Genomic DNA, 20,475 nt, shown 5'->3' on the forward strand with positions numbered 1-20,475 from the left:
TCAAAAGCCCTCCGGCGTGCGCGTGTGCCAGTCGGTGGCCTGCTGGAAGCGGTGGGCCGCGTTCAGCAGCTTGGCTTCGCCGTAGTAGTTGCCGATCAGTTGCAGGCCCACGGGCATACCGCTGTCGAAGCCAGCAGGTACGCTCATGCCGGGAAGGCCGGCCAGCGACGCGGGCAGCGTGAAGATGTCGGCCAGGTAGTCGGCCACCGGATCGCCGCCGTGTTCGCCGATCTTCCAGGCGGTGGTCGGCGCGGCGGGGCCGGCGATCACGTCGCACTGCTTGAAGGCCTGCTGGAAATCGTCGGCGATGATGCGGCGCACCTTTTGCGCCTGCAGGTAGTACGCGTCGTAGTAGCCGTGCGAGAGTACGTAGGTGCCGATCATGATGCGGCGCTTCACCTCGTCGCCGAAGCCTTCGGCGCGCGTGCGCTCGTACATGTCGGCCAGGTCCTTGTACTGCCTGGCGCGGTGGCCGAACTTGACGCCGTCGAAGCGGCTCAGATTGCTCGAGGCTTCGGCCGCGGCCAGGATGTAATACACCGGAATCGACAGCTCGGTGAGCGGCAGCGTGACTTCGACGCGCTTCGCGCCGAGCTTCTCGTATTGCGCGAGCGCCGAATCGATGGCGGCGCGCACGCCGGGCGCCACGCCTTCGCCGAAGAATTCCTTCGGCACGCCGATGCGCAGGCCCTCGAGCGAATCGCCGAGCGAGCGGCCGAAGTTCTCGGCGGGCTTGTCGAGCGAGGTCGAGTCGCGGTCCAGGTCGGGTCCGCAGAAGGCCGACAGCAGCAGCGCGCAGTCTTCGGCCGAGCGGGCCATCGGGCCGGCCTGGTCGAGGCTCGATGCGAAAGCCACCATGCCGTAGCGCGAGGCGCGGCCGTAGGTGGGCTTGATGCCCGTGACGCCGCAGAACGAGGCCGGCTGGCGGATCGAGCCGCCGGTGTCGGTGCCGGTGGCAGCGGGCGCGAGGCGCGCCGCCACGGCGGCCGCGCTGGCGCCCGAGGAGCCGCCCGGAATGCGGTCGCGGTTCCAGGGGTTCCGCACCGGCACGGCCTTGTCGTGGCCCACAGCGGGCACGGCGACGTTCTCGTTGGCCGAGCCCATCGCGAATTCGTCGCAGCTCAGCTTGCCGAGCGTGACCGCGCCGGCCTCGGCCAGCCGGCGCACCACGGTCGCGTCGAAGGGCGAGCGGTAGCCCGCGAGCATCTTCGAGCCGGCGGTGGTGGCGAAGTCGGTGGTGACGAAAATGTCCTTGTGCGCGATCGGCACGCCGGCCAGCGCGGGCGCATTGCCCTTGGCGATCTGGGCGTCGGCCGCGCGAGCCTGGGCCAGCGTGACTTCTTCGTTCACGTCTACAAAAGTACCAAGCGATTCGTGCGCCTTCATGCGGCCGAGGAAAACCTGCGCGGTCTCGATGGCGGAAACCTTGCGCTCGGCCAATGCCTTGGCGAGGCTGACCACGCCCATCTGGTGCAATTCGCCGCTCATTCAATCACTTTCGGCACGAGGAACAGTCCGGCTTCGACGGCCGGGGCGCTCTTCTGGTTGGCTTCGCGGTTGTCGGGTTCGCTCACCACGTCGTCGCGCAGGCGCAGCGTGACGTCCTGGACGGCCGCCACCGGGTGGGCCAGCGGCTCGACGCCGGTGGTGTCGACCGAGCGCATGCGCTCGACCAGGTCAAAAAAGCCATTGATCTGGCTGAGCATGCGCTCGCTTTCGTCGGGTGCAAGCTGCAGCCGTGCCAGCGAGGCAATGCGTGCAATATCTGAAGCGGAAAGGGACATGGATGAAACCGGCCAAAAAAACCGGAGGTAATGCACGCCGGACGGGGTGCTGACACGGGATTCCAGAGGGGATTCGGGTATTATCCCGCCTTTGCCGCAACCCCCGCGAACGCGCCGGCTTTTGCGCCAAAAACGATCAATACACCCCGTCACACGACCCAAAAACAGAGCGACGACCTGCCGACGCGCAGGCCGTGCTCCAGAGGATTCCGCACATGTTTGGAGCTTTCCGTCGGTACTTTTCCACCGACCTTGCGATCGACCTCGGCACCGCCAACACACTGATATTTGCCCGCAACAAAGGCATCGTGCTGGACGAACCCTCGGTGGTCGCCATCCGCCACGAAGGCGGCCCCCATGGCAAGAAGGTGATCCAGGCCGTCGGCCGCGAGGCCAAGGCCATGCTGGGCAAGGTGCCCGGCAACATCGAGGCGATCCGCCCGATGAAGGACGGCGTGATTGCCGACTTCGTGATCACCGAGCAGATGATCAAGCAGTTCATCAAGATGGTGCACCCGCGCACGCTGCTCACGCCGAGCCCGCGCATCATCATCTGCGTGCCCTGCGGCTCCACGCAGGTCGAGCGCCGCGCCATCAAGGACGCGGCCGAAGCGGCCGGTGCGACTTCCGTCTACCTCATCGAAGAACCCATGGCCGCGGCCATCGGCGCCGGCCTGCCCGTGAGCGAGGCGTCGGGATCGATGGTGGTCGACATCGGCGGCGGCACCACCGAGGTGGGCGTCATCAGCCTGGGCGGCATGGTCTACAAGGGCTCCGTGCGCGTCGGCGGCGACCGCTTCGACGAAGCCATCATCAACTACATCCGCCGCAACTACGGCATGCTGATCGGCGAGCCGACTGCCGAAGTCATCAAGAAGAACATCGGCTCGGCATTCCCGGGCTCCGAGGTCAAGGAGATGGAAGTCAAGGGCCGCAACCTGTCCGAAGGCGTGCCGCGCAGCTTCACCATCAGCAGCAACGAAGTGCTGGAAGCCCTGACCGATCCGCTCAACAACATCGTCTCGGCCGTGAAGAACGCGCTGGAACAGACCCCGCCCGAACTCGGCGCCGACATCGCCGAGCGCGGCATGATGCTGACCGGCGGCGGCGCCCTGCTGCGCGACCTCGACCGCCTGCTGGCCGAGGAAACCGGGCTGCCGGTGCTGGTGGCCGAAGACCCGCTGACCTGCGTGGTGCGCGGTTGCGGCATTGCCCTCGAGCGCATGGACCGCTTGGGAAGCATCTTCACGAGCGAGTGAATGCGCCACCGCCATCATCGGCCGGCTCTGCTTCCGCAGGCCGGCCTTTTTGCCATCTGACGTTGCACGGCCAGGCTTGAACCATGCCCTTGGGCACGCTCGATCGCACAGCCCCGCCCCTGTTCAACCAGGGGCAGTCGGCGCTGAGCAAGCTGATCTTCTTCGGCGCGCTGGCGCTGTTCCTGATGGTGGCCGACGCGCGCTTCCATCTCGTGCAGCCCCTTCGTGCGGCCGTCGGCGCGGTGCTCTACCCGGTGCAATGGGTGGCGCTCAAGCCGGTGCAGCTGGCGGTCGGCGGCGGCCGCTATCTCGAAGACCTCCAGACCGCGCAGCGCAACGAGGACGAGGCCCGCAAGGCGCTCATGCAGCAGGCCGAACGCGCGAGCCAGGCCGACACGCTGGCGCAGGACAACGCGCGGCTGCGCGCGCTGCTCGAACTGCGCCAGACCACTCAGGCGCCGGGCCGCGCGGCCGAGGTGCTCTATGACGCGGCCGATCCGTACACGCGCAAGATCGTCATCGACCAGGGGCTCACGCAGGGCGTGGCGCCTGGCTCGCCCGTGATCGACGCGCACGGCGTGCTCGGCCAGGTGACGCAGGTGCTGCCTTTCACCAGCGAAATCACGCTGGTGATCGACCGCGATCTTTCGATCCCGGTGCAGAACACCCGCACCGGCGTGCGCAGCGTGGCCTTCGGCGACGCGTCGGCACATGGAGGTGGCCTCGAGCTGCGCTTCATGGCCGCCAATGCCGACCTGCAGGAGGGCGACCTGCTCTCTACCAGCGGTGTCGACGGCGTCTATCCGCCGGGCCTGCCGGTGGCGAAGATCGAGCGCATCGAACGGCGCGCAGACTCCGCCTTTGCGCGCATCTACTGCGTGCCGCTGGCCCGCGTGACGGCCGCGCGCTACGTGCTGGTGCTGGCGCCCACGGGCACGCCCTCGGCACCGCCGCCCGCGGCGCCCGCCGCCGCGGTGCGCAAGAAGTCCGAGGCCAAGGCCGCCAAGGCAGACAAGGGCGACAAGGGCGACAAGGGCGACAAGGGCGACAAGGCCGAGAAGAAACCCGCGGAGCGCGCCCGATGATCAAGCGCCCCGGACAACAGCAGCTCCTGCTGCCCGTGAGCCCGCTGTTCATGTGGGCGAGCCTCGTGGTGGCGCTGCTCATCAACATGATCCCGATCGGCCGGGCCGCATGGATGCCCGACCTGCTGGCCCTGGCCATCGTGTTCTGGGGCGTGCACCAGCCGATGCGTGTGGGCATTGGCGCGGCCTTCGTGTTCGGCTTGTGCATGGACGTGCACCAGGCTTCCATGCTGGGCCAGCATGCGCTGTCCTACACCACGCTGGGCTTCTTCGCGATCACCATCCACCGGCGCCTGCTCTGGTATCCGGTGTTGTCGCAGGCGCTGCAGGTGCTGCCGCTCTTCGCGGTTTCGCAGCTGATCGAGGTCGTCACGCGCCTGGTGGGCGGCGGTGTGTTTCCGGGCTGGACGGTGTTGATTTCCCCGGCGATCGAAGCCGTGCTGTGGCCCTTGGCGACCGCGCTGCTGCTTGCCCCGCAACGCCGCACCCCGGAACCCGACGAGAACCGTCCCCTCTAAAGCCAAAGCTCGCATCTGCCATCGCATTTGCCATCGCACTTGCACGCGCCTAAGCTCACGCCGCCATGACCGAGATCCGCAACGTCGCCGCCGACCTCGCACGCTTCAAGCGCCGCGTGATCGTGATCGGCATGGTGGTGCTATTCGCTTTCAGCCTGCTGGGCGCGCGGCTGGTGTACCTGCAGGTGGTGCGGCATGAAGACCTGGCCGAACAGGCCGAGAGCAACCGCACGGCCATCGTGCCCGTGGTGCCGAACCGCGGCCTCATCCTCGACCGCAACGGCATCGTGCTGGCCTCGAACTATTCGGCCTACACGCTGGAGATCACGCCCTCCAAGGTGGGCGATGTCGAGGAAACCATCGACAGCCTCACACAGGTGCTCGAGGTCTCGCCGCGCGACCGACGCCGCTTCAAGCGGCTGCGCGAGGACTCCCGCAGCTTCGACTCCATTCCGATCCGCACCCGCCTGAGCGACGAGGAGGTGGCGCGCTTCGCGGCGCAGCGCTACCGCTTTCCCGGCGTGGAGATCAAGGCGCGGCTGTTCCGCAACTACCCGCATGCCGAGATCGCCTCGCACGTGCTGGGCTACATCGGCCGCATCAACCAGCGCGAGAAGACCGCGATGGAAGACTGGGCCGAGGAAGACCAGGCCAACTACAAGGGCACCGACTACATCGGCAAGCTCGGCATCGAGCAAAGCTACGAGAAGACGCTGCACGGCCAGACCGGCGTCGAGCAGATGGAAACCTCGGCCGGCGGCCGCGCGGTGCGCCGGCTCGCGAGCCATCCGGCCACGCCGGGCAACACGGTGATGCTGTCGCTCGACATCAAGCTGCAGAAGCTGGTGGAAGACATGTTCGGCGACCGCCGCGGTGCGCTTGTTGCCATCGATCCCAAGACCGGCGAGGTGCTGGCCTTCGTGAGCAAGCCGACCTTCGACCCCAACCTGTTCGTCGAAGGCATCGACACCGAAAGCTGGAAAGAGCTCAGCGAATCGCTGGACAAGCCGCTGCTCAACCGCGCCCTGCGGGGCACCTACCCACCCGGCTCGACCTACAAGCCCTTCATGGCGCTGGCCGCGCTGCAAACCGGCAAGCGCGGCCCGAACGTGGTGGTGAACGACCCCGGGTACTTCAACTTCGGCGGGCACCGCTTCGGCAGCCCCGAAGGCAACATCGGCGGCGTCGACATGCGGCGCTCCATCCAGCTGTCGAGCAACATCTACTACTACTCGCTGGCTAACGAGATGGGCGTGGACCTGATCCACGACTTCATGAAGCCGATGGGCTTCGGCCAGATCACCGGCATCGACCTGGGCGGCGAGGTGCGCGGCGTGCTGCCCAGCACCGAGTGGAAGCGCAACGCCTACAAGCGGCCCGAGCAGAAGAAGTGGTATGCGGGTGAAACCATTTCGCTGGGCATCGGCCAGGGCTACAACGCCTTCACCATGCTGCAACTGGCGCAGGCCACGGCCATCGTGGCCGACGGCGGCATGAAGCACAAGCCGCATCTGGTGCTGGCCACGCGCAATACGGTGAGCGGGCAGGTGGCGCAGGTGCCGCAGCCACCGGCCGAGAACCTCGGCTACACCGCAGCCAACGTTGCGGTCGTTCGGGAGGGCCTCACCAGCGTGGTCACCAGCGGTACGGCGCGCGGCGTGTTCGCTGGCGCCAGCTACCAGGCGGCCGGCAAGACGGGCACCGCGCAGGCCGTGACGCAGGCGCAGAACACCAAATACAACGCGCGCGCGCTCGAGGAGCACCAGCGTGACCACGCCTTGTTCATGGCTTTTGCGCCGGTCAACGATCCGAAGATCGCCCTGGCGGTGATCGTCGAGAACGCTGGCTGGGGCGCCGGTGCCGCGGCACCCATCGCGCGCCGCGTGTTCGACTACTGGCTGCTGGACCAGTACCCGAGCGAAGCCGACATGGCCGCCATCAAGGTCGGCAAGGCCGCCGCCCCCATGGGCAAGCCGCGCGTGGCCAGCGAAGTGGCGTGGCCGGCGGCCGCCACCGCTGCAACGGCACCCTGATCTTGCTCCCTCTCCCTCTGGGAGAGGGTTGGGGTGAGGGCACTGTGCCGCCGATGAAGCGCGGCGCCCATACGATGGCCGCTGCCCTCACCCTAGCCCTCTCCCGGAGGGAGAGGGGACAGCACCGAAAGCCTCAGGCCGCCACCGTGCCGCTGACTTCCCCCAACCCGATACGCACCGCCCCCGCGCGCTCGCAGTAGCCGCGCATGATCAGCGTGTCGCCGTCTTCGAGAAAGGTGCGCTTCTCGCCGTTGGGCAAGGTGATCGCCTGCTTGCCGCCCAGTGTGAGCTCTATCAGCGAACCGGCCTCGTCGGGCTTGGGGCCCGAGAGCGTGCCCGAGCCCAGCATGTCGCCGGGTTGCAGGTTGCAGCCGTTCACCGTGTGATGCGTGACGAGCTGCGCGGCGGTCCAGTAGGCGGCCTCGGTGGTGTTGCCGCGCGTGAGGCGCACGGGGGCTTCGCCCGCAGCGTGCATCTTTGCGGTCTGCAGCAGCACCTCGAGCGTGATGTCGAGCGCGCCGCTTTCGCGGTTGGAGGATGCATCGAGGTACGGCAGCGGCTGCGGGTCTCCCGCCTGGCGCTCGAACCTGGCGCGGAATGGCGCCAACGCTTCCATCGTCACGATCCACGGGGAGAGTGTGCTCGCGAAGTTCTTCGAGAGGAACGGCCCGAGCGGCTGGTATTCCCAGGCCTGCAGGTCGCGCGCCGACCAGTCGTTAAGCAGGGCCACGCCGAACAGATGGTCTTCGGCTTCACCAATCGCAATCGGCTCGCCGAGCGCATTGCCGCGGCCGACAAAGAAGCCAAGCTCCAGTTCGTAGTCGAGCCGCTTCGACGGGCCGAAGCTGGGCTCGGCCGCATCCGGCGCCTTGGTCTGCCCCTGCGGGCGCTTGAAGACCTGGCCGCTCACGCCGATGGACGAGGCGCGGCCGTGATAGCCGATGGGCACCCACTTGTAGTTGGGCATCAGCGGCTGGTCGGGACGGAACAGCTTGCCGATGGTGGTCGCGTGATGGATGCCGGTGTAGAAGTCGGTGTAGTCGCCGATGCGGCAGGGCACGGTCATCTCGGCCTTGGCCTGCGGCAGCAGCGCCTTCGACCATGCGGCCTCTTTGCCGCTGCCTTCGGCGAGGCCGGCGGAGAGGGCGGCGCGCAGGGCCTGGCGGTCCTTCGCGCTGGCGCTCATCAGCGCGTTCATGTCGTCGGTGTCGGCCAGGCCTGCGGCACGGAGGTCGAGCACCTGGTCGCCGATGGCAACCCCGATGCGATAGCCTTCCTCGGTGCCCGCCGCGCGGAAGCGGCCAAAGGGCAGGTTCTGGATCGGAAAGTCGCAGCCGGGCTCGTTGGCCGAAGCAACCCAGCTGCGCAGCTTGGGGTCATGGGTGGCGTTCAATGCGGTGGTCATGAATGTCTTTCTGTGAGTGTCCAACGAGATCACGGCTTGAACTGGTCCTGGAGGCCAGCCCAGCAGTCCGCATAGTCGGTATCGAGCGCGGGGCTCTGGAGCGCAAAGTTGGTCGGAATGAAGCGCAAGCGGCTCTCGAACATGAAGGCCAGCGTGTTGTCCAGCTTGTGCGGCTTCAGGTCGGAATGCGCGGCCTTGTCGAAGGCTTCCTCGTCCGGTCCGTGCGGCACCATGCAGTTGTGCAGGCTCGCGCCGCCGGGCTTGAAGCCGCCCGGCTTGGCGTCGTATTCGCCCAGCACCAGGCCCATGAATTCGCTCATGAGGTTGCGGTGGAACCATGGCGGACGGAAGGTGTTCTCCATCACCATCCAGCGCGGCGGGAAGATCACGAAGTCGCAGTTCGCGGTGCCGGGCGTGTCGGTGGGCGAGGTCAGCACGGTGAAGATCGACGGATCGGGATGGTCGAAGCTGATCGAGCCGATGACCATGAAATTGGCCGTGTCGTACTTCACCGGCGCCAGGTTGCCGTGCCATGCGACCACGTTGAAAGGCGACTGCTTCGCCGGTGCTTTCCAGAAGCGGCCACCAAATTTTTTGACGAGTTCGTAGGCGCCGCCGCCGTCCTCGAAGGCCGCCACGGGCGCCTGGAAGTCGCGCGCGTTGGCCAGGCCGTTGGAGCCGATGGGCCCGAGTTCGGGCAGGCGGAAATGTGCGCCGTAGTTCTCGCAGACATAGCCGCGGGAGAGTCCGTCCGGCAGCGCCACCTTGAACGCCATGCCGCGCGGCAGCAGCGCGATTTCGCCGGGCTTGACGTCCAGCACGCCGAGCTCGGTCGTGATCACGAGGCGGCCCTGCTGCGGCACGACGAGCATCTCGCCGTCGGCGTTGACAAAAGCGCGGCGCTCCATCGAGCGGCCCGCCAGGTACATGAGCGAGCCGATGCCCACCTGCGCTTCGGCGTCGCCGTTGGCCGCGATCGTGTGCATGCCGTCGATGAAGTCGGCCTCGGCCGCGCCGTCCAGCGGCAGCGGATTCCAGCGCAGCGGCTCGGGCGGCAGCGCGATCTCGCGGTCGGCGCCGGTGGTCCAGTGCGCCTGCGCGTACTGCTGGTAGCGGCCCGACACCACCGAGGGCTGGCGGCGGTACAGCCAGGTCCGGCGGTTCTCGCGGCGCGGCGCGGTAAAGGCAGTACCCGAAAGCAATTCGGTGTACAGGTCGAAGGGCGCGCGCTGCGGGTTGTTGCGGCCCTGCGGCAGGGCGCCCGCGACGGCCTCGCTGGCGTACTCGTTGCCGAAGCCGCTTTGATAGAGCCGTTCGGTGGCGGGGGTTGCGGTGGTCATGGTGTCCTCATGAGATGGCTGTTTGGATGGGTTACTTCGCCGCGTCGAGTGCTTCGCGCAGCACGGTGAGCGAGCCAATGTGGTTGGCCAGCACCAGCACGAGGCGCGCGTTGTAGGCATTGCTCTCTTCAGTGGAAAGGCCTTGATGCGCCTCGATCAGCGCTTCGTAGAAATCATCAGGCGCTTCGAGGTTCGGCGCCGTGTTCAGGTGTTGTTGATGCTGTTGCATGGTGGTGCTCAAGTCTTCGCCAACGCGTGGTCGATGGCGGCGCGAATGTTCTCGGCCGTGGGACGCCGCCAGCGCGCACACACATGCTGGTCGGGCCGCAGCAGGTACACGGTGCCGGGTTGCGCGTCGTAGCGCTGCGTGGCAAGTTCGCCTTCGGGCGATGCGCCTTGCACGCGCACGATGTGCAGCGGAAAGTCGCATGCCTTCAGTGCCTGCAGGCTGCGCTCGGCCGCCTCGCCCTGGCCGAACACCAGTGCGGTGAACCGCAGCGCGTGGCATTCGCGCAGCAGCCAGCCGGTGCTGCCGTCGGCCTGCACGAGCGGTGCATCGGCCGCTGCGGCGCCCGGCACCATCGCACCCTTGAACACATCGGCATCGGGCGTGTTGAGCGGCGAGTCGTGCAGCACTGCGGGCACTGAAAGCCGCCCGCTGTTGACCAGCGTGCGTGCGAAGGCATGGCGCTTGGTGAGCTCCAGCACTGCGTCGCGGAACAGGCGGCTCACTTCGCTCTTGGGCGTGATGAAGTCGGTGGCGCGTGTGGAGTTGCGGATGTTCTCGTCGGCCGCGTATTCGCGCTCGCTCGCGTAGCTGTCGAGCAGCGCATCGGGCGCGTCACCCTCGAGCACGGCGGCGAGTTTCCACGCAAGGTTGTCGGCGTCCTGCACACCCGAGTTGGCGCCGCGCGCGCCGAACGGCGACACGCCATGCGCCGAGTCGCCCGCGAACAGCACTCGGCCATGGCGGAAGTGCTCCATGCGCTGGCAAGCAAAGGTGTAGACACTGGCCCAGCCGATCTGGAACTGCACACCCTCGAAGCCGATGCTGTCGAGCAGCGCGCGCACACGCGGCGTGATGTTCTCGGGCTTGCGTTCTTCCACCGGATCGGCGTCCCAGCCGAGCTGGAAGTCGACGCGCCACATGCCGTCGGCCTGCTTGTGCAGCAGCACGCTCTGGCCGGGGTGGAACGACGGGTTGAACCAGAAGCGGCGCTCTGTAGGCAAGTCCGCATCCATCGTGATGTCGGCAATCAGGAAGCGGTCGCGGAACACGCGGCCTTTGGCTTCTAGGCCCATCAGCTGTCGCAGGTTGGAGCGCGAGCCGTCGCAGGCGCCAACGTAATCGGCCGCCAGCTGGTAGCTGCCCTCGGGCGTCTCCACCGTGAGCACCGCAGCACCGCCGTTCTGTGCAATGCCGACGACCTTGTTGTTCCAGCGCAGGTCGGTCAGCGGCAGCGCCGCGGCGCGTTCGACGAGATAGCCTTCGACGTAATACTGCTGCAGGTTGATGAACGCCGGGCGCTCGTGGCCGGGCTCGGGCAGCAGGTCGAAGCGATAGACCTGTTCGTCGTGGAAGAACACCTTGCCCACATGCCACGACACGCCCTTGTCGACCATGCGGTCGCCGCAGCCGAGGCGGTCGAACACCTCGAGCGTGCGCTTGGCAAAGCAGATGGCGCGCGACCCGCTGGAGAGGGTGTTGTCGTTGTCGAGCAGCACCACCGGAATTTCGCGCTGCGCCAGGTCGATGGCCAGCGCGAGGCCGACCGGTCCGGCGCCGACGATCACCACAGGGTGGCGCACGGGCGTGGCCGCGTCCTGGTCGGCGTGGCGCTTGTAGTCGAAGCGCAGGCTTTGGTAGTCGATCACGTGTTGTCTCCGTGTCTTTGTCTTGCCCCTTCCCCCTTTGGGGGAAGGCTGGGATGGAGGGAGCAAGGCAATCAGCCTTCCAGCGCCTTCCACATCTCGATGTCCCGCTCCGCCGTCCACACGCGCGGATCGGCGTGGCCCGAGGCTTCGTCATATGCGCGGCTCACATCGAACGGCATGCAGTGGTCGAAGATCACCCACTGGCTGTACTTGGGCTTGAGCTTGGCGTAGGTGTCCTTGTAGACGGTGTTCAGGTCGCGGCCGGCCTTCACGCCCTCTTGCACGCTGGCGTACACGTCGGAGATGAAGTTGCGCGTGCCCGTCAGACCCTCGGCCACTTCGGCCGGTGTGGTGAGCGCGGCGCCACGGCCCGGCACCAGCGCGGCCGGCTTGAGCGCGGCGATGTTGTCCAGCGTTTGCGGCCAGTCCTGGAAGTAGGCATCGCCTGCATACGGCGTGGCGCCGAATTCGACCAGGTCGCCCGACAGCAGCGTGCGCTCCTCGGGCAGCCAAACCACCGTGTCGCCCTTGGTGTGGCCGCGGCCCAGCTGGATCAGCTGCACCTCGAGCTTGCCCAGCCACAGCGTCATCCTGCCGGTGAAGGTCATGGTGGGCCAGGTCAGGCCCGGCGGCACCGTCTCGACGTTCTGGAACAGGCGCGGAAAGCGGCCGATCTCGCTGGCCTTGTCCTGCTCGCCGCGCTCCACGATCAGGTCGCGCGTGTCCTGGCTGGCAAGGATGTGCTCGGCCCCGTAGCCGGCCGCGCCCAGCACGCGCACTGCGTGGTAGTGCGTGAGCACCACGTACTTGATGGGCTTGTCGGTCACTTCGCGGATGCGGCGCACCACGTCGGCCGCCATGGCGGGCGTGGCCTGGGTGTCGGCCACCAGCACGCAATCGTCACCGATCACGATGCCGGTGTTGGGATCGCCCTCGGCGGTGTAGGCCCAGGCGTGCTCGGAGATCTGGCTGAAGGTGATCTTCTTCTCTTCCAGGTCGGCCTGGCTGGCGAACTTCTTGGCTTGGCTCATTGGTCTGTCTCCGTCGAATGGTGGGTGAATTTTGATTCGTCTAAAGCGAATGAATTCATGGTTAACGAATTTTCGAAGTGTAAGCCCCAGATCGGTTAATGTCTAATCCCTTCTTCATGAACGAACAATCAGACGCCAAGGCGGGCCCATGACAGCCAGTGACACCGACCGCGCCGCCCAGCGCGGCATCCAGAGCATCGAGGTGGGTGGCCAGCTGCTGCGCGCGCTGGTGCACCACGGCCGGCCGATGGCGCTGAAAGACCTGGCGCGGGAAGCCGACATGACGGCCGCCAAGGCCCATCCCTACATGGTGAGCTTCGGGCGGCTCGGCCTGATCGAGCAGGACCGCGCCAGCGGCCACTATCTGCTCGGCCCGCTGGCCTTGCAACTGGGGCTCATCAGCCTGCAGCAGGCCGACCCGGTGCACATTGCCACGCCGCTCATCGCCGAGGTGGCCCAGCGCATCGGCCACACGGTGGCGCTCGCGGTCTGGGGCGCGCGCGGCGCCACCATCGTTCGCACGGCCGAATCGCCTTCGCCGGTGCACGTGAACATGCGGCACGGCACGGTGTTCTCGCTCACGAACACGGCATCGGGCCGAATTTTTGCCGCTTACCTCGCCGCCGACACGGTCAGGCAGCTGCTCGACGCAGAGGGCCGGCGCGAGAAGCAGCGCAAGTCCGGCGAAGAGCCGCCTGAGGCCGGCATGCCGCCGCAACCACCCCTGCCAGCGTGGAGCGAGTTCGAGCGCCAGCTGCAGGAAGTGCGGCTGCACGGCATCAGCCGTTCCGAAGGCGAGGTGATCGAAGGTGTGAGCGCCATGGCCGCGCCGGTGTTCGACCACACGGGGGCCATCGTGCTGTCGGTCACGGCCATTGGGCCGGCGGCCATCTTCGATACCGCCTGGGACGGCGAAATCGCACGCGCGCTCAAGGCCTGCGCGGGCACGGTCTCCGGGCGGCTGGGCGCCGCGCCTGCCGGAAAAAACGGTTCCGGAAAATCGGGCCCCTGACCCCGGGCCCGTCCCGCGATTCGGGCGTCCCGATCCGGCTCAGCCTTTCTTGCCGCCCAGCAGCACCAGCGCGCCGCCCACCACGATGGCGGCCACACTCGCCCAGGCGGGGAAGTTGACCTGCTGCTTCTCCTTCACCGAGAACTCCAACGGACCCAGCTTGGCCTGGTGTGTTTCCTTCGTGAAACTGAAGCCGCCGAGCCCGAGTCCCGCGATGCCTGCGACGACGAGCAGGATGCCGATGATGCGTGTTGCGTTCATGGTGGGTCTCCTCCAGTGATGAAAATTCGCCTTGCCTTGTGAGCCGAGCCTACGGCCGCGCCTGCTGGTCCACCCACTGCACGACCTCGGCCACGGCCGCATCGGTGGCCGCGGCCAGTGCCTTGACGCCGCCGGGCGCGTTGGCGCTCGGCGCGGGATGCCGTACGGTGAAGGTCCGCTGGCCCACCACGCGGTCGCCGCCGCTGCCGCCGCGGATCAGCGTGGCGCGCAGCCGGACCAGGCCGACACTGCTGCCGGCCGACTCGAAATAGTGGCTGAACTCGTCGAGCGAGATGCGCAGCGTGTCGGGCACCTTGCCCTCGGCGCGCGCGATGGTCGCGCTTTCTTCCGGGCCGAGCACCGTGCGCCGTTCGGCGAGCGCATCGCGCAGCCGCTGGCGCAGCAGCTGCGCCGGCGGCAGGCTCCAGCGCGACTGGCCGTAGGGACGCAGTTCGTTGGCATCGGCATAGCCGAGCCGGTAAAGAATCTGCGTGCCGTCGAGCCGGGTGTTGCTCTCGACCTCGGCCAAGGCCAGCGTGGGCAATGCGGCCGCGGGCGGCTGGGCGGCCGTGGCCGGTGGTGCGGCAATGCCGGGCCCGAAGTCGTACAGCGTGGCGCGCACCGGCTTGTCCGGCAGCGCGCCGCAGCCGGCGATCAGCAGCGCGAGGCCGGCGCCAACGAAGACGGCGGCAAGCGGGCGGGGGTGAAGGGCATCGTTCTTCATGGTCATCATCACCTTCAGGGGCGTGCCAGGGAATTGGTGGCCGGCGGCGCCGAGAAGCCAGGCTCGCCGGGCCCGGCGGCGGTGCCGCCGCTGCCGAACAGCAGCGATTGCGGGTTGTCGTTGATGCCGTCCGCTGCGCGGCCGAGCCGGCGCACTGCGCGGGAGGTGTCGTCGGCCACGCGGTTCACGCGCGGCAGCGTGGCGGCATTGAAGGAATCGACCGCCTGCGCCAGCGCCTTGGTGCCGTCGCTCAGCCGCTCGACCGGGCCGTCCGGCGCGTTCAATCGGCCCACGGTGGTGTTGAAGTTGTTGGCCACGCGCGAGACGTCGCCGGCCGCCTTCTTCACCGTGGTCATCGTCTCGGGAAGCGCTGCCAGCGCGGGGTTCAACCCGGTCTTCACCGTGTTGTCGAGCTGCTTGATGAGCGTGTTGGCGCTGGCCGAGGCCGCCGCAATGTTTTCGAGCGCGTCGGCCGTCCGCTTCTGGTTGTCGTCTCCCAGCAGCGTGTTGGCGCGCTTGGTCACTTCCTCGACCTGGTTGATGATCGATTCACCACGGTCCTGCAGCTGCGCCAGCATCGAAGGCTTGAGCGGAATGCGCGGCGGATCGTCGTTGTTGGGCTTGAGCACGACGTTCGATTCACCCTTGTCGTCCAGCGCGATGAAGGCCAGCCCGGTCACGCCCTGATAGCTCAGTGTGGCAAAGCTCGAGGTGGTGAGCGGCACGCGCTCGTCCACGGTGATGCGCACGCGCACGTTGCCCTTCACCTTGGGGTCGAAGTCGATCGACGTCACCTTGCCGACCGCAATGCCGCGGTAACGCACCATGGCCTGCGGCTGCAGGCCGCTGACCGCGTCGCGGGTGGAGAGTTCGTAGATGTTGCGCACGGTGTTGTCGCGCGTGAACCAGACCACCAGCCCCACGAGCACGGCGATGAGGCCGAGCACGAAGGCGCCGGCGGCGATGGCATGGGCTTTGTTTTCCATGATGTGGCTACCTTTCAGTGGCCCGCGCCGACGGGTGGCGGCGGGGCTTTGGCGGGTTTGTCATGCAGGGCCTCCAGGGCACGCTGGCCGCGCCCTCCCAGAAAATATTCGTGGATGAACGGATGCGGATACGTGATGACTTCGCGCGCCGATCCGCTGGTGATCACCTTGTGGTCGGCCAGCACCGCGATGCGGGTGCTCAGGTCGAACAGCGTGTCCAGGTCGTGCGTGACCATGACCACCGTCAGCCCCAGTTCGCGGTGCAGGCCGCGCAGCAGATCGCAGAAGCTGTCGGCGGATTCGGGGTCGAGGCCGGCCGTGGGTTCGTCGAGCAGCAGCAGCGGCGGGTCCATGATGAGCGCGCGCGCCAGCGCCACCCGCTTGATCATGCCGCCCGACAAGTCCGCCGGGCTCATGTTGGCATGCCGGGGCTGCAGGCCCACCATCTGCAGCTTGACCAGCGCCGCATTGCGGATCAGCTCGTCGGGCAGGAGCTTGAGCTCGCGCAGCGGAAAGGCAATGTTTTCGAGCACGCTGAAGGCCGAGAACAGCGCGCCGTGCTGGAACAGCATGCCCACGTTGGCCGCCCCCTTGGCGCTGAGCTCGCCGGGCGCACGGCCCAGCACCTCGACGATGCCCTTCGAGGGCTTTTCGAGCCCGAGGATCTGGCGCAGCAGCACCGTCTTGCCGGTGCCCGAGCCGCCGACCAGCGAGAGCACTTCTCCGCGCTCGATGTGCAGGTCGAGGTCGCGGTGAACGATGTTCTCGCCGTCGGCGTTCTTGAACACCGTCCAGAGTTTGCGGATGTCGACGACGACAGTGGTTGAGGATTCGGTCATTCGAATACCTCCGCGCTTCGCACTGCGGTGCGAGCCTCCTTCGGAGCGGCCGGGCGGGGGCTCATGCCCGGAACCCCACGCCTTTGAACAGCACCGCGAACAGCGCGTCGACCAGGATCACCGCGGTGATAGAGGTCACGACCGACGAGGTGGTGCCGCGCCCCAAGCTTTCGGTGTTGGGCTTCACCTTCATGCCGAAGTAGCAGCCGATCAGCGCAATCAAAATGCCGAACACCGCCGACTTCGCCAGCGCGAGCCAGAGGTTCGCGATCGGCACCGCGCGCGGCAGCGCCGACAGGAAGTACGAAGGCGAAATGTCGAGTGCGGCGTCGGCCGCGAACATGCCGCCCACGAGCGCCGCCATCGAAGTCCAGAGGCTGATCAGCGGCATGGCAATGGCCAGCGCCATCACGCGCGGCATCACCAGCCTGAAGCCATGCGGAATGCCCATCACGCGCATGGCGTCGAGCTCTTCGGTCACGCGCATCACGCCGATCTGGGCCGTGATGGCCGAGCCCGAGCGCCCCGCGATCAGCACTGCGGCAAGCACCGGCCCGAGCTCGCGGATCAGGGACAGCCCGAGGATGTTGACGACGAAGGCCTCGGCGCCGTACTGGCGCAGCTGCTGCGAGATCAGGTAGGCCAGCACCACGCCAATCAACAGGCCGACAAGTGCCGTGATGTGCAGCGCCGTCGCGCCGAACTGATAAAGATGCCCAGAAAAATCCCGCCAGGGCGCGCGGTGCGGCGCGCGCACGAGCGTGAGGGCATCGAGCGCAAGCTGGCCGATCACCCCGACGAAATCGCGCATCATTTCCAGCGCGCGGGGACCGGTGTGCGAGAAATGCTTCAGGCGCTCGGCCAGCGTGGGCGGCGGCTCGTCGGGCGTGCCGACGGTGTACAGGGCCACCTGGTCGAGCACCGCCTTGTGCTGCGGCGACATCTCGAGCGTGGCAGGCCAGGCATGGCGCCAGTGCTCCCACAACAACTGCGCGCCGATGTGGTCGAGCTGCTCGATGGGACGCAGATCCCAGGCGCGGTCTTCAGCCGGAGGCGCGCCCGCCAGGTCCCTGGTAAGTGCCTGCCACGAAGGGCGCGACGACATGGCCAGCGTGGTCCAGCGGCCGCTGGCCACGGTCCAGCGGCGGCCGTCCTCCTCGCGTTCTTCGACACGCGGCAACGCGCTGCCGGCGGCGGGTGCGTCGGCAGTCGAAGTTGCTAGGGACATGATGCGGCGGTGCAGGGCGAAGTAAGAAAAAAGAGGCGGTCTCGATGGGCGCATCGTAACCGGATGAATCGGCTTTCCTCGTGCGTTGCGCCTCCGGTTTGCGTAGGGCGGAACGCCGTCCGATGGAACATTTGCGGCTTTTTTTCGGTCAGTGCCAGGCCCGTGCCAGCGCGTTCCATGCGCTCGCGATCACGGGCTCATTGCGCCGTGCCGCCAGCGAGACGAAGCGCAGCGCGCAGTCGAGCTGAACGCGGTCGGCCATCACGAGGCCGTGCGACTGGCTCTCGCGAATGGCGATCGAGTCGCGCAAGAGGCTCAGGCCCACGCCGGACTTCAGCAGGTCGAGCATCGAGGCTTCCTGATCCACCAGCGCCACCCGTCGCGGCGAGAGCCCGAGCGGGCCGAACACCTTGTCCAGCAGCCGGTGATGCGCGGACTCCGGCGGCGTGGCGAGCCAAGGCAGCGCCGCCAGCGCCTTCCAGTCGCGGCCAAGCACCTGCGGGCCCCAGCCCGCGGGGGCGACCACGCGGTAGGTGAAGCGGGTGAGCGTGCGCGCCGCGAGCGGCGCTGGCGCGGCGGCATCGCCGTCATCCGCATCGAGGTGAAAGCCCACGTCGAGTTCGCCGCGCAGCACCTGCGCCAGCACAGTGCCGCTCATGCCGTGGCGCAGCTCGGTTTCGAGCTGCGGGGCCGACTCCACCAGTTCGCGCAGGAACACGCCAAGCCGGGTGAACTCCGGGTCGAGGATGGTGCCGATGCGCAGCGCCCCGCGCACCGTGCCCTGCAGGTTGCGTGCGGCCTGCTGCATGTCTCCCACGGCCGCGAGCACGCGCTCGGCCTGTGGCAGCAATGCCGCGCCGTCGGCCGTGAGCGCGAGCCCATGCGGCGTGCGCGTGAAGAGCTGGAGCCCGGTTTCCTCGGCCAGGCGCTTGAGCTGCAGGCTCACCGCCGGCTGCGTGAGGTGCAGCCGCTCGGCCGCGCGCGACACGCTGCCTTCGCGCGCCGCGTGCACGAAGGCGCGCAAGATCTGGAGGTCCAAGCCGGCGGCAGTCATATAAGACCAATTTATAAACTACTTGCGCCGAAATCATTGGCTTTTTAAGCGTGGCCTGGTGAAACTTCGGCCTGGGGCGCCTCATGGCGCCATGAGTATCAAAAATATCGTCCTCGGAGACAAGCAGCCGCCATGAGCAACGACAACACATTCGACTACATCGTCATCGGTGGCGGCACGGCAGGCGCTTTGATGTGCAACCGGTTGACCCGCAAATCGCAACAGCGCACGCTGCTGATCGAGGCCGGCCGCAAGGACGACTACCACTGGATCCACATTCCGGTGGGCTACCTGTATTGCATCGGCAATCCGCGCACCGATTGGCTCTACAGCACCGAGCCCGACGCGGGGCTCAACGGGCGCACGCTGCGCTACCCGCGCGGCAAGACGCTGGGCGGCTGCTCCAGCATCAACGGCATGATCTACATGCGCGGCCAGTCGCGCGACTACGACCAGTGGGCGCAGCTCACGGGCGACGACGCCTGGCGCTGGGAAAACGTGCTGCCCGATTTCAAGAAGCACGAGGACTACTACCTTGGCGCCGACGAGGTGCACGGTGCCGGCGGCGAATGGCGTGTGGAGAAGCAGCGGCTGCGCTGGGACATCCTCGACGCCTTTGCCGAAGCCGCCGTGGAGGCCGGCGTGCCGCACAGCACCGACTTCAACCGCGGCAGCAACGAAGGCGTCGGCTACTTCCAGGTCAACCAGAAGAACGGCTGGCGCTGGAACACGGCCAAGGCCTTCTTGCGGCCGGTCTGCTATGGCCGGCCCAACTTCGAGATGTGGGTCAACGCGCACGTCACCAAGCTGATCGTCGAGACCCAGCCCGACGGCAGCCGGCGCTGCACCGGCGTGCAGGTGTGGGACGGCCACGAGATGGTGACCGCGCACGCCACGCGCGAGGTAGTGCTCTGCGCCGGCAGCATCGGCTCGCCGCAGATCCTGCAGCTTTCGGGCATCGGCCCGGCCGAGCTGCTGCGGCAGCACGGCATCGATGTGGTGCTCGACGCGCCCGGCGTCGGCGCCAACTTGCAGGACCATCTGCAGATTCGCGCGGTCTACAAGATCAATGGCGCGCCCACGCTCAACGTGCTGGCTTCGTCGATGTACGGCAAGGCGAAGATCGGGCTCGAATACCTGATGAAGCGCAGCGGGCCGATGAGCATGGCGCCGTCCCAGCTCGGCGCCTTCACGCGCAGTTCACCCGATCATGAGTGGCCCAACCTCGAATACCACGTGCAGCCGCTGTCGCTCGATGCCTTCGGCGAGCCGCTGCACAGCTTTCCGGCCTTTACCGCGAGCGTGTGCAACTTGAATCCCACGAGCCGCGGCACCGTGCGCATCAAGAGCCCCCGCTTCCAGGATGCGCCCGCCATCGCGCCCAACTACCTGAGCACCGACGAAGACCGGAAGGTGGCGGCCGATTCGCTGCGCGTGACGCGCCGCATTGCGTCGCAGCCCGCACTCGCCAAGTACAAGCCCGAGGAATGGAAGCCCGGCGTGCAGTACCAGAGCGATGAGGACCTGGCGCGCCTGGCCGGCGACATCGCGACCACCATCTTCCACCCGGTCGGCACCACCCGGATGGGCGCCGATGGCGACCCGATGGCGGTGCTCGATTCGAAGCTGCGCGTGCGCGGTGTGCAGGGCCTGCGGGTGGTCGACGCGGGTGCCATGCCTACGATCACGAGCGGCAACACGAACAGCCCGACGTTGATGATGGCCGAGAAGGCTGCGGGGTGGATTTTGGAAGAGAACCGCTGAGGCGCTTGTTTGTAGGAGCTGTGTATTCGAGGCGCTGTTGTTCAGGGCGCGTGCACAGGCCACCGGGTACTCCCCTCCGCGAATGTCCCCCGGCTTCGCCTCCTCCTTTATTTCGCTGCGGGGAGTACCCGGCGCCCTGTGCACACCAGGCGCTGCTCTTGTTCCGCTCGATCAACCACCGCTCTGAACAACGGTCCCGCTGGCGGGGTGCCTTGCGCAGCGAAATAAAGGGGGAGGCCGCAGGCCGGAGGACATTCGCGGAGAAAGGTACCCCGTC

General features: G+C 67.3%; 19 protein-coding genes. 6 read left to right on the top strand and 13 right to left on the bottom strand.

Going from position 1 to position 20,475, the window contains the following annotated elements:
- Both gatA and gatC read right to left on the bottom strand, forming a co-directional pair.
- Entirely contained in the window at nucleotides 1-1,488 is a 1,488-nt protein-coding gene (gene gatA, locus BLR24_RS23145) for an Asp-tRNA(Asn)/Glu-tRNA(Gln) amidotransferase subunit GatA (protein WP_093021278.1), read from the bottom strand.
- Nucleotides 1,485-1,784 carry an Asp-tRNA(Asn)/Glu-tRNA(Gln) amidotransferase subunit GatC gene (gatC, locus tag BLR24_RS23150; protein ID WP_093021281.1) on the bottom strand — a complete coding sequence of 100 codons (300 nt, stop codon included), beginning with the start codon at nucleotides 1,782-1,784 and terminating at the stop codon, nucleotides 1,485-1,487. Before gatC ends, gatA begins: the two co-directional genes overlap by 4 nt.
- A gap of 215 nt (nucleotides 1,785-1,999) precedes the next feature.
- On the opposite strand from gatC, the gene BLR24_RS23155 reads away from it, so the two are divergent.
- The 4 genes from BLR24_RS23155 to mrdA all read left to right on the top strand — a co-directional run bounded on the left by BLR24_RS23155 (nucleotide 2,000) and on the right by mrdA (nucleotide 6,679).
- Nucleotides 2,000-3,043 (top strand): rod shape-determining protein, encoded by a 1,044-nt coding sequence (locus BLR24_RS23155; RefSeq protein WP_007833435.1) that lies wholly within the window; start codon nucleotides 2,000-2,002, stop codon nucleotides 3,041-3,043.
- Between the two features lie 83 nt (nucleotides 3,044-3,126).
- A complete protein-coding gene (mreC, locus tag BLR24_RS23160; protein ID WP_093021284.1) occupies nucleotides 3,127-4,128 on the top strand; it encodes a rod shape-determining protein MreC in 1,002 nt (333 codons plus the stop codon).
- Complete coding sequence (mreD, locus tag BLR24_RS23165) at nucleotides 4,125-4,646, top strand: rod shape-determining protein MreD (RefSeq protein WP_093021287.1); 522 nt, start codon at nucleotides 4,125-4,127, stop codon at nucleotides 4,644-4,646. Before mreC ends, mreD begins: the two co-directional genes overlap by 4 nt.
- Before the next feature lie 65 nt (nucleotides 4,647-4,711).
- Complete coding sequence (gene mrdA, locus BLR24_RS23170; RefSeq protein WP_093021290.1) at nucleotides 4,712-6,679, top strand: penicillin-binding protein 2; 1,968 nt, start codon at nucleotides 4,712-4,714, stop codon at nucleotides 6,677-6,679.
- Between the two features lie 133 nt (nucleotides 6,680-6,812).
- Here the strand turns inward: mrdA and fahA are convergent, their stop codons facing one another.
- From fahA to BLR24_RS23195, 5 genes are all read right to left on the bottom strand, one after another.
- Nucleotides 6,813-8,084: a fumarylacetoacetase gene (gene fahA / locus BLR24_RS23175; RefSeq protein ID WP_093021293.1), complete on the bottom strand. Its 1,272-nt coding sequence runs from the start codon at nucleotides 8,082-8,084 to the stop codon at nucleotides 6,813-6,815.
- Between the two features lie 29 nt (nucleotides 8,085-8,113).
- Nucleotides 8,114-9,424 carry a homogentisate 1,2-dioxygenase gene (gene hmgA, locus BLR24_RS23180; RefSeq protein WP_093021296.1) on the bottom strand — a complete coding sequence of 437 codons (1,311 nt, stop codon included), beginning with the start codon at nucleotides 9,422-9,424 and terminating at the stop codon, nucleotides 8,114-8,116.
- Nucleotides 9,425-9,455: 31 nt separating this feature from the next.
- A complete protein-coding gene (locus BLR24_RS23185) occupies nucleotides 9,456-9,653 on the bottom strand; it encodes a DUF2783 domain-containing protein (protein WP_093021536.1) in 198 nt (65 codons plus the stop codon).
- Between the two features lie 8 nt (nucleotides 9,654-9,661).
- Nucleotides 9,662-11,299, bottom strand: a complete 1,638-nt coding sequence (locus BLR24_RS23190) for an FAD-dependent oxidoreductase (protein WP_093021299.1) — start codon at nucleotides 11,297-11,299, stop codon at nucleotides 9,662-9,664.
- Between the two features lie 71 nt (nucleotides 11,300-11,370).
- Complete coding sequence (locus BLR24_RS23195; RefSeq protein ID WP_093021302.1) at nucleotides 11,371-12,330, bottom strand: MBL fold metallo-hydrolase; 960 nt, start codon at nucleotides 12,328-12,330, stop codon at nucleotides 11,371-11,373.
- 148 nt (nucleotides 12,331-12,478) lie between these two features.
- Between BLR24_RS23195 and BLR24_RS23200 the strand changes: the two genes are divergently transcribed.
- Entirely contained in the window at nucleotides 12,479-13,342 is an 864-nt protein-coding gene (locus BLR24_RS23200; RefSeq protein ID WP_093021305.1) for an IclR family transcriptional regulator, read from the top strand.
- Nucleotides 13,343-13,381: 39 nt separating this feature from the next.
- Here BLR24_RS23200 and BLR24_RS23205 read toward each other — a convergent pair whose 3' ends face one another.
- From BLR24_RS23205 to BLR24_RS23230, 6 genes are all read right to left on the bottom strand, one after another.
- A complete protein-coding gene (locus BLR24_RS23205; RefSeq protein ID WP_021005054.1) occupies nucleotides 13,382-13,603 on the bottom strand; it encodes a hypothetical protein in 222 nt (73 codons plus the stop codon).
- 49 nt (nucleotides 13,604-13,652) lie between these two features.
- Nucleotides 13,653-14,327: an ABC-type transport auxiliary lipoprotein family protein gene (locus tag BLR24_RS23210; RefSeq protein WP_093021538.1), complete on the bottom strand. Its 675-nt coding sequence runs from the start codon at nucleotides 14,325-14,327 to the stop codon at nucleotides 13,653-13,655.
- Nucleotides 14,328-14,341: 14 nt separating this feature from the next.
- On the bottom strand, nucleotides 14,342-15,313 hold the full coding sequence (locus BLR24_RS23215; RefSeq protein WP_093021307.1) for an MlaD family protein: 972 nt from the start codon (nucleotides 15,311-15,313) through the stop codon (nucleotides 14,342-14,344).
- A 14-nt stretch (nucleotides 15,314-15,327) separates the two neighbouring features.
- Nucleotides 15,328-16,152 (bottom strand): ABC transporter ATP-binding protein, encoded by an 825-nt coding sequence (locus tag BLR24_RS23220; protein WP_093021310.1) that lies wholly within the window; start codon nucleotides 16,150-16,152, stop codon nucleotides 15,328-15,330.
- Between the two features lie 61 nt (nucleotides 16,153-16,213).
- Nucleotides 16,214-17,380 (bottom strand): MlaE family ABC transporter permease, encoded by a 1,167-nt coding sequence (locus BLR24_RS23225; RefSeq protein ID WP_093021313.1) that lies wholly within the window; start codon nucleotides 17,378-17,380, stop codon nucleotides 16,214-16,216.
- A gap of 148 nt (nucleotides 17,381-17,528) precedes the next feature.
- Complete coding sequence (locus BLR24_RS23230) at nucleotides 17,529-18,434, bottom strand: LysR family transcriptional regulator (RefSeq protein WP_093021316.1); 906 nt, start codon at nucleotides 18,432-18,434, stop codon at nucleotides 17,529-17,531.
- Nucleotides 18,435-18,566: 132 nt separating this feature from the next.
- Here BLR24_RS23230 and BLR24_RS23235 point away from each other — a divergent pair, with 132 nt between their 5' ends.
- Nucleotides 18,567-20,198, top strand: a complete 1,632-nt coding sequence (locus tag BLR24_RS23235) for a GMC family oxidoreductase (protein WP_093021319.1) — start codon at nucleotides 18,567-18,569, stop codon at nucleotides 20,196-20,198.
- Nucleotides 20,199-20,475 lie beyond the last annotated feature (277 nt).

Source organism: Variovorax sp. OV700 (assembly GCF_900099805.1).
Taxonomy (GTDB): domain Bacteria; phylum Pseudomonadota; class Gammaproteobacteria; order Burkholderiales; family Burkholderiaceae_C; genus Variovorax.

Coding starts and splice junctions, on each gene's coding strand:
- BLR24_RS23185 (WP_093021536.1), bottom strand. CDS start 9,653: ATGCAACAGCATCAACAACACCTGAACACGGCGCCGAACCTCGAAGCG.
- BLR24_RS23155 (WP_007833435.1), top strand. CDS start 2,000: ATGTTTGGAGCTTTCCGTCGGTACTTTTCCACCGACCTTGCGATCGAC.
- BLR24_RS23195 (WP_093021302.1), bottom strand. CDS start 12,330: ATGAGCCAAGCCAAGAAGTTCGCCAGCCAGGCCGACCTGGAAGAGAAG.
- gatA (WP_093021278.1), bottom strand. CDS start 1,488: ATGAGCGGCGAATTGCACCAGATGGGCGTGGTCAGCCTCGCCAAGGCA.
- BLR24_RS23220 (WP_093021310.1), bottom strand. CDS start 16,152: ATGACCGAATCCTCAACCACTGTCGTCGTCGACATCCGCAAACTCTGG.
- BLR24_RS23230 (WP_093021316.1), bottom strand. CDS start 18,434: ATGACTGCCGCCGGCTTGGACCTCCAGATCTTGCGCGCCTTCGTGCAC.
- mreD (WP_093021287.1), top strand. CDS start 4,125: ATGATCAAGCGCCCCGGACAACAGCAGCTCCTGCTGCCCGTGAGCCCG.
- BLR24_RS23205 (WP_021005054.1), bottom strand. CDS start 13,603: ATGAACGCAACACGCATCATCGGCATCCTGCTCGTCGTCGCAGGCATC.
- gatC (WP_093021281.1), bottom strand. CDS start 1,784: ATGTCCCTTTCCGCTTCAGATATTGCACGCATTGCCTCGCTGGCACGG.
- mreC (WP_093021284.1), top strand. CDS start 3,127: ATGCCCTTGGGCACGCTCGATCGCACAGCCCCGCCCCTGTTCAACCAG.
- BLR24_RS23210 (WP_093021538.1), bottom strand. CDS start 14,327: ATGAAGAACGATGCCCTTCACCCCCGCCCGCTTGCCGCCGTCTTCGTT.
- BLR24_RS23225 (WP_093021313.1), bottom strand. CDS start 17,380: ATGTCCCTAGCAACTTCGACTGCCGACGCACCCGCCGCCGGCAGCGCG.
- mrdA (WP_093021290.1), top strand. CDS start 4,712: ATGACCGAGATCCGCAACGTCGCCGCCGACCTCGCACGCTTCAAGCGC.
- hmgA (WP_093021296.1), bottom strand. CDS start 9,424: ATGACCACCGCAACCCCCGCCACCGAACGGCTCTATCAAAGCGGCTTC.
- BLR24_RS23215 (WP_093021307.1), bottom strand. CDS start 15,313: ATGGAAAACAAAGCCCATGCCATCGCCGCCGGCGCCTTCGTGCTCGGC.
- BLR24_RS23200 (WP_093021305.1), top strand. CDS start 12,479: ATGACAGCCAGTGACACCGACCGCGCCGCCCAGCGCGGCATCCAGAGC.
- fahA (WP_093021293.1), bottom strand. CDS start 8,084: ATGACCACCGCATTGAACGCCACCCATGACCCCAAGCTGCGCAGCTGG.
- BLR24_RS23235 (WP_093021319.1), top strand. CDS start 18,567: ATGAGCAACGACAACACATTCGACTACATCGTCATCGGTGGCGGCACG.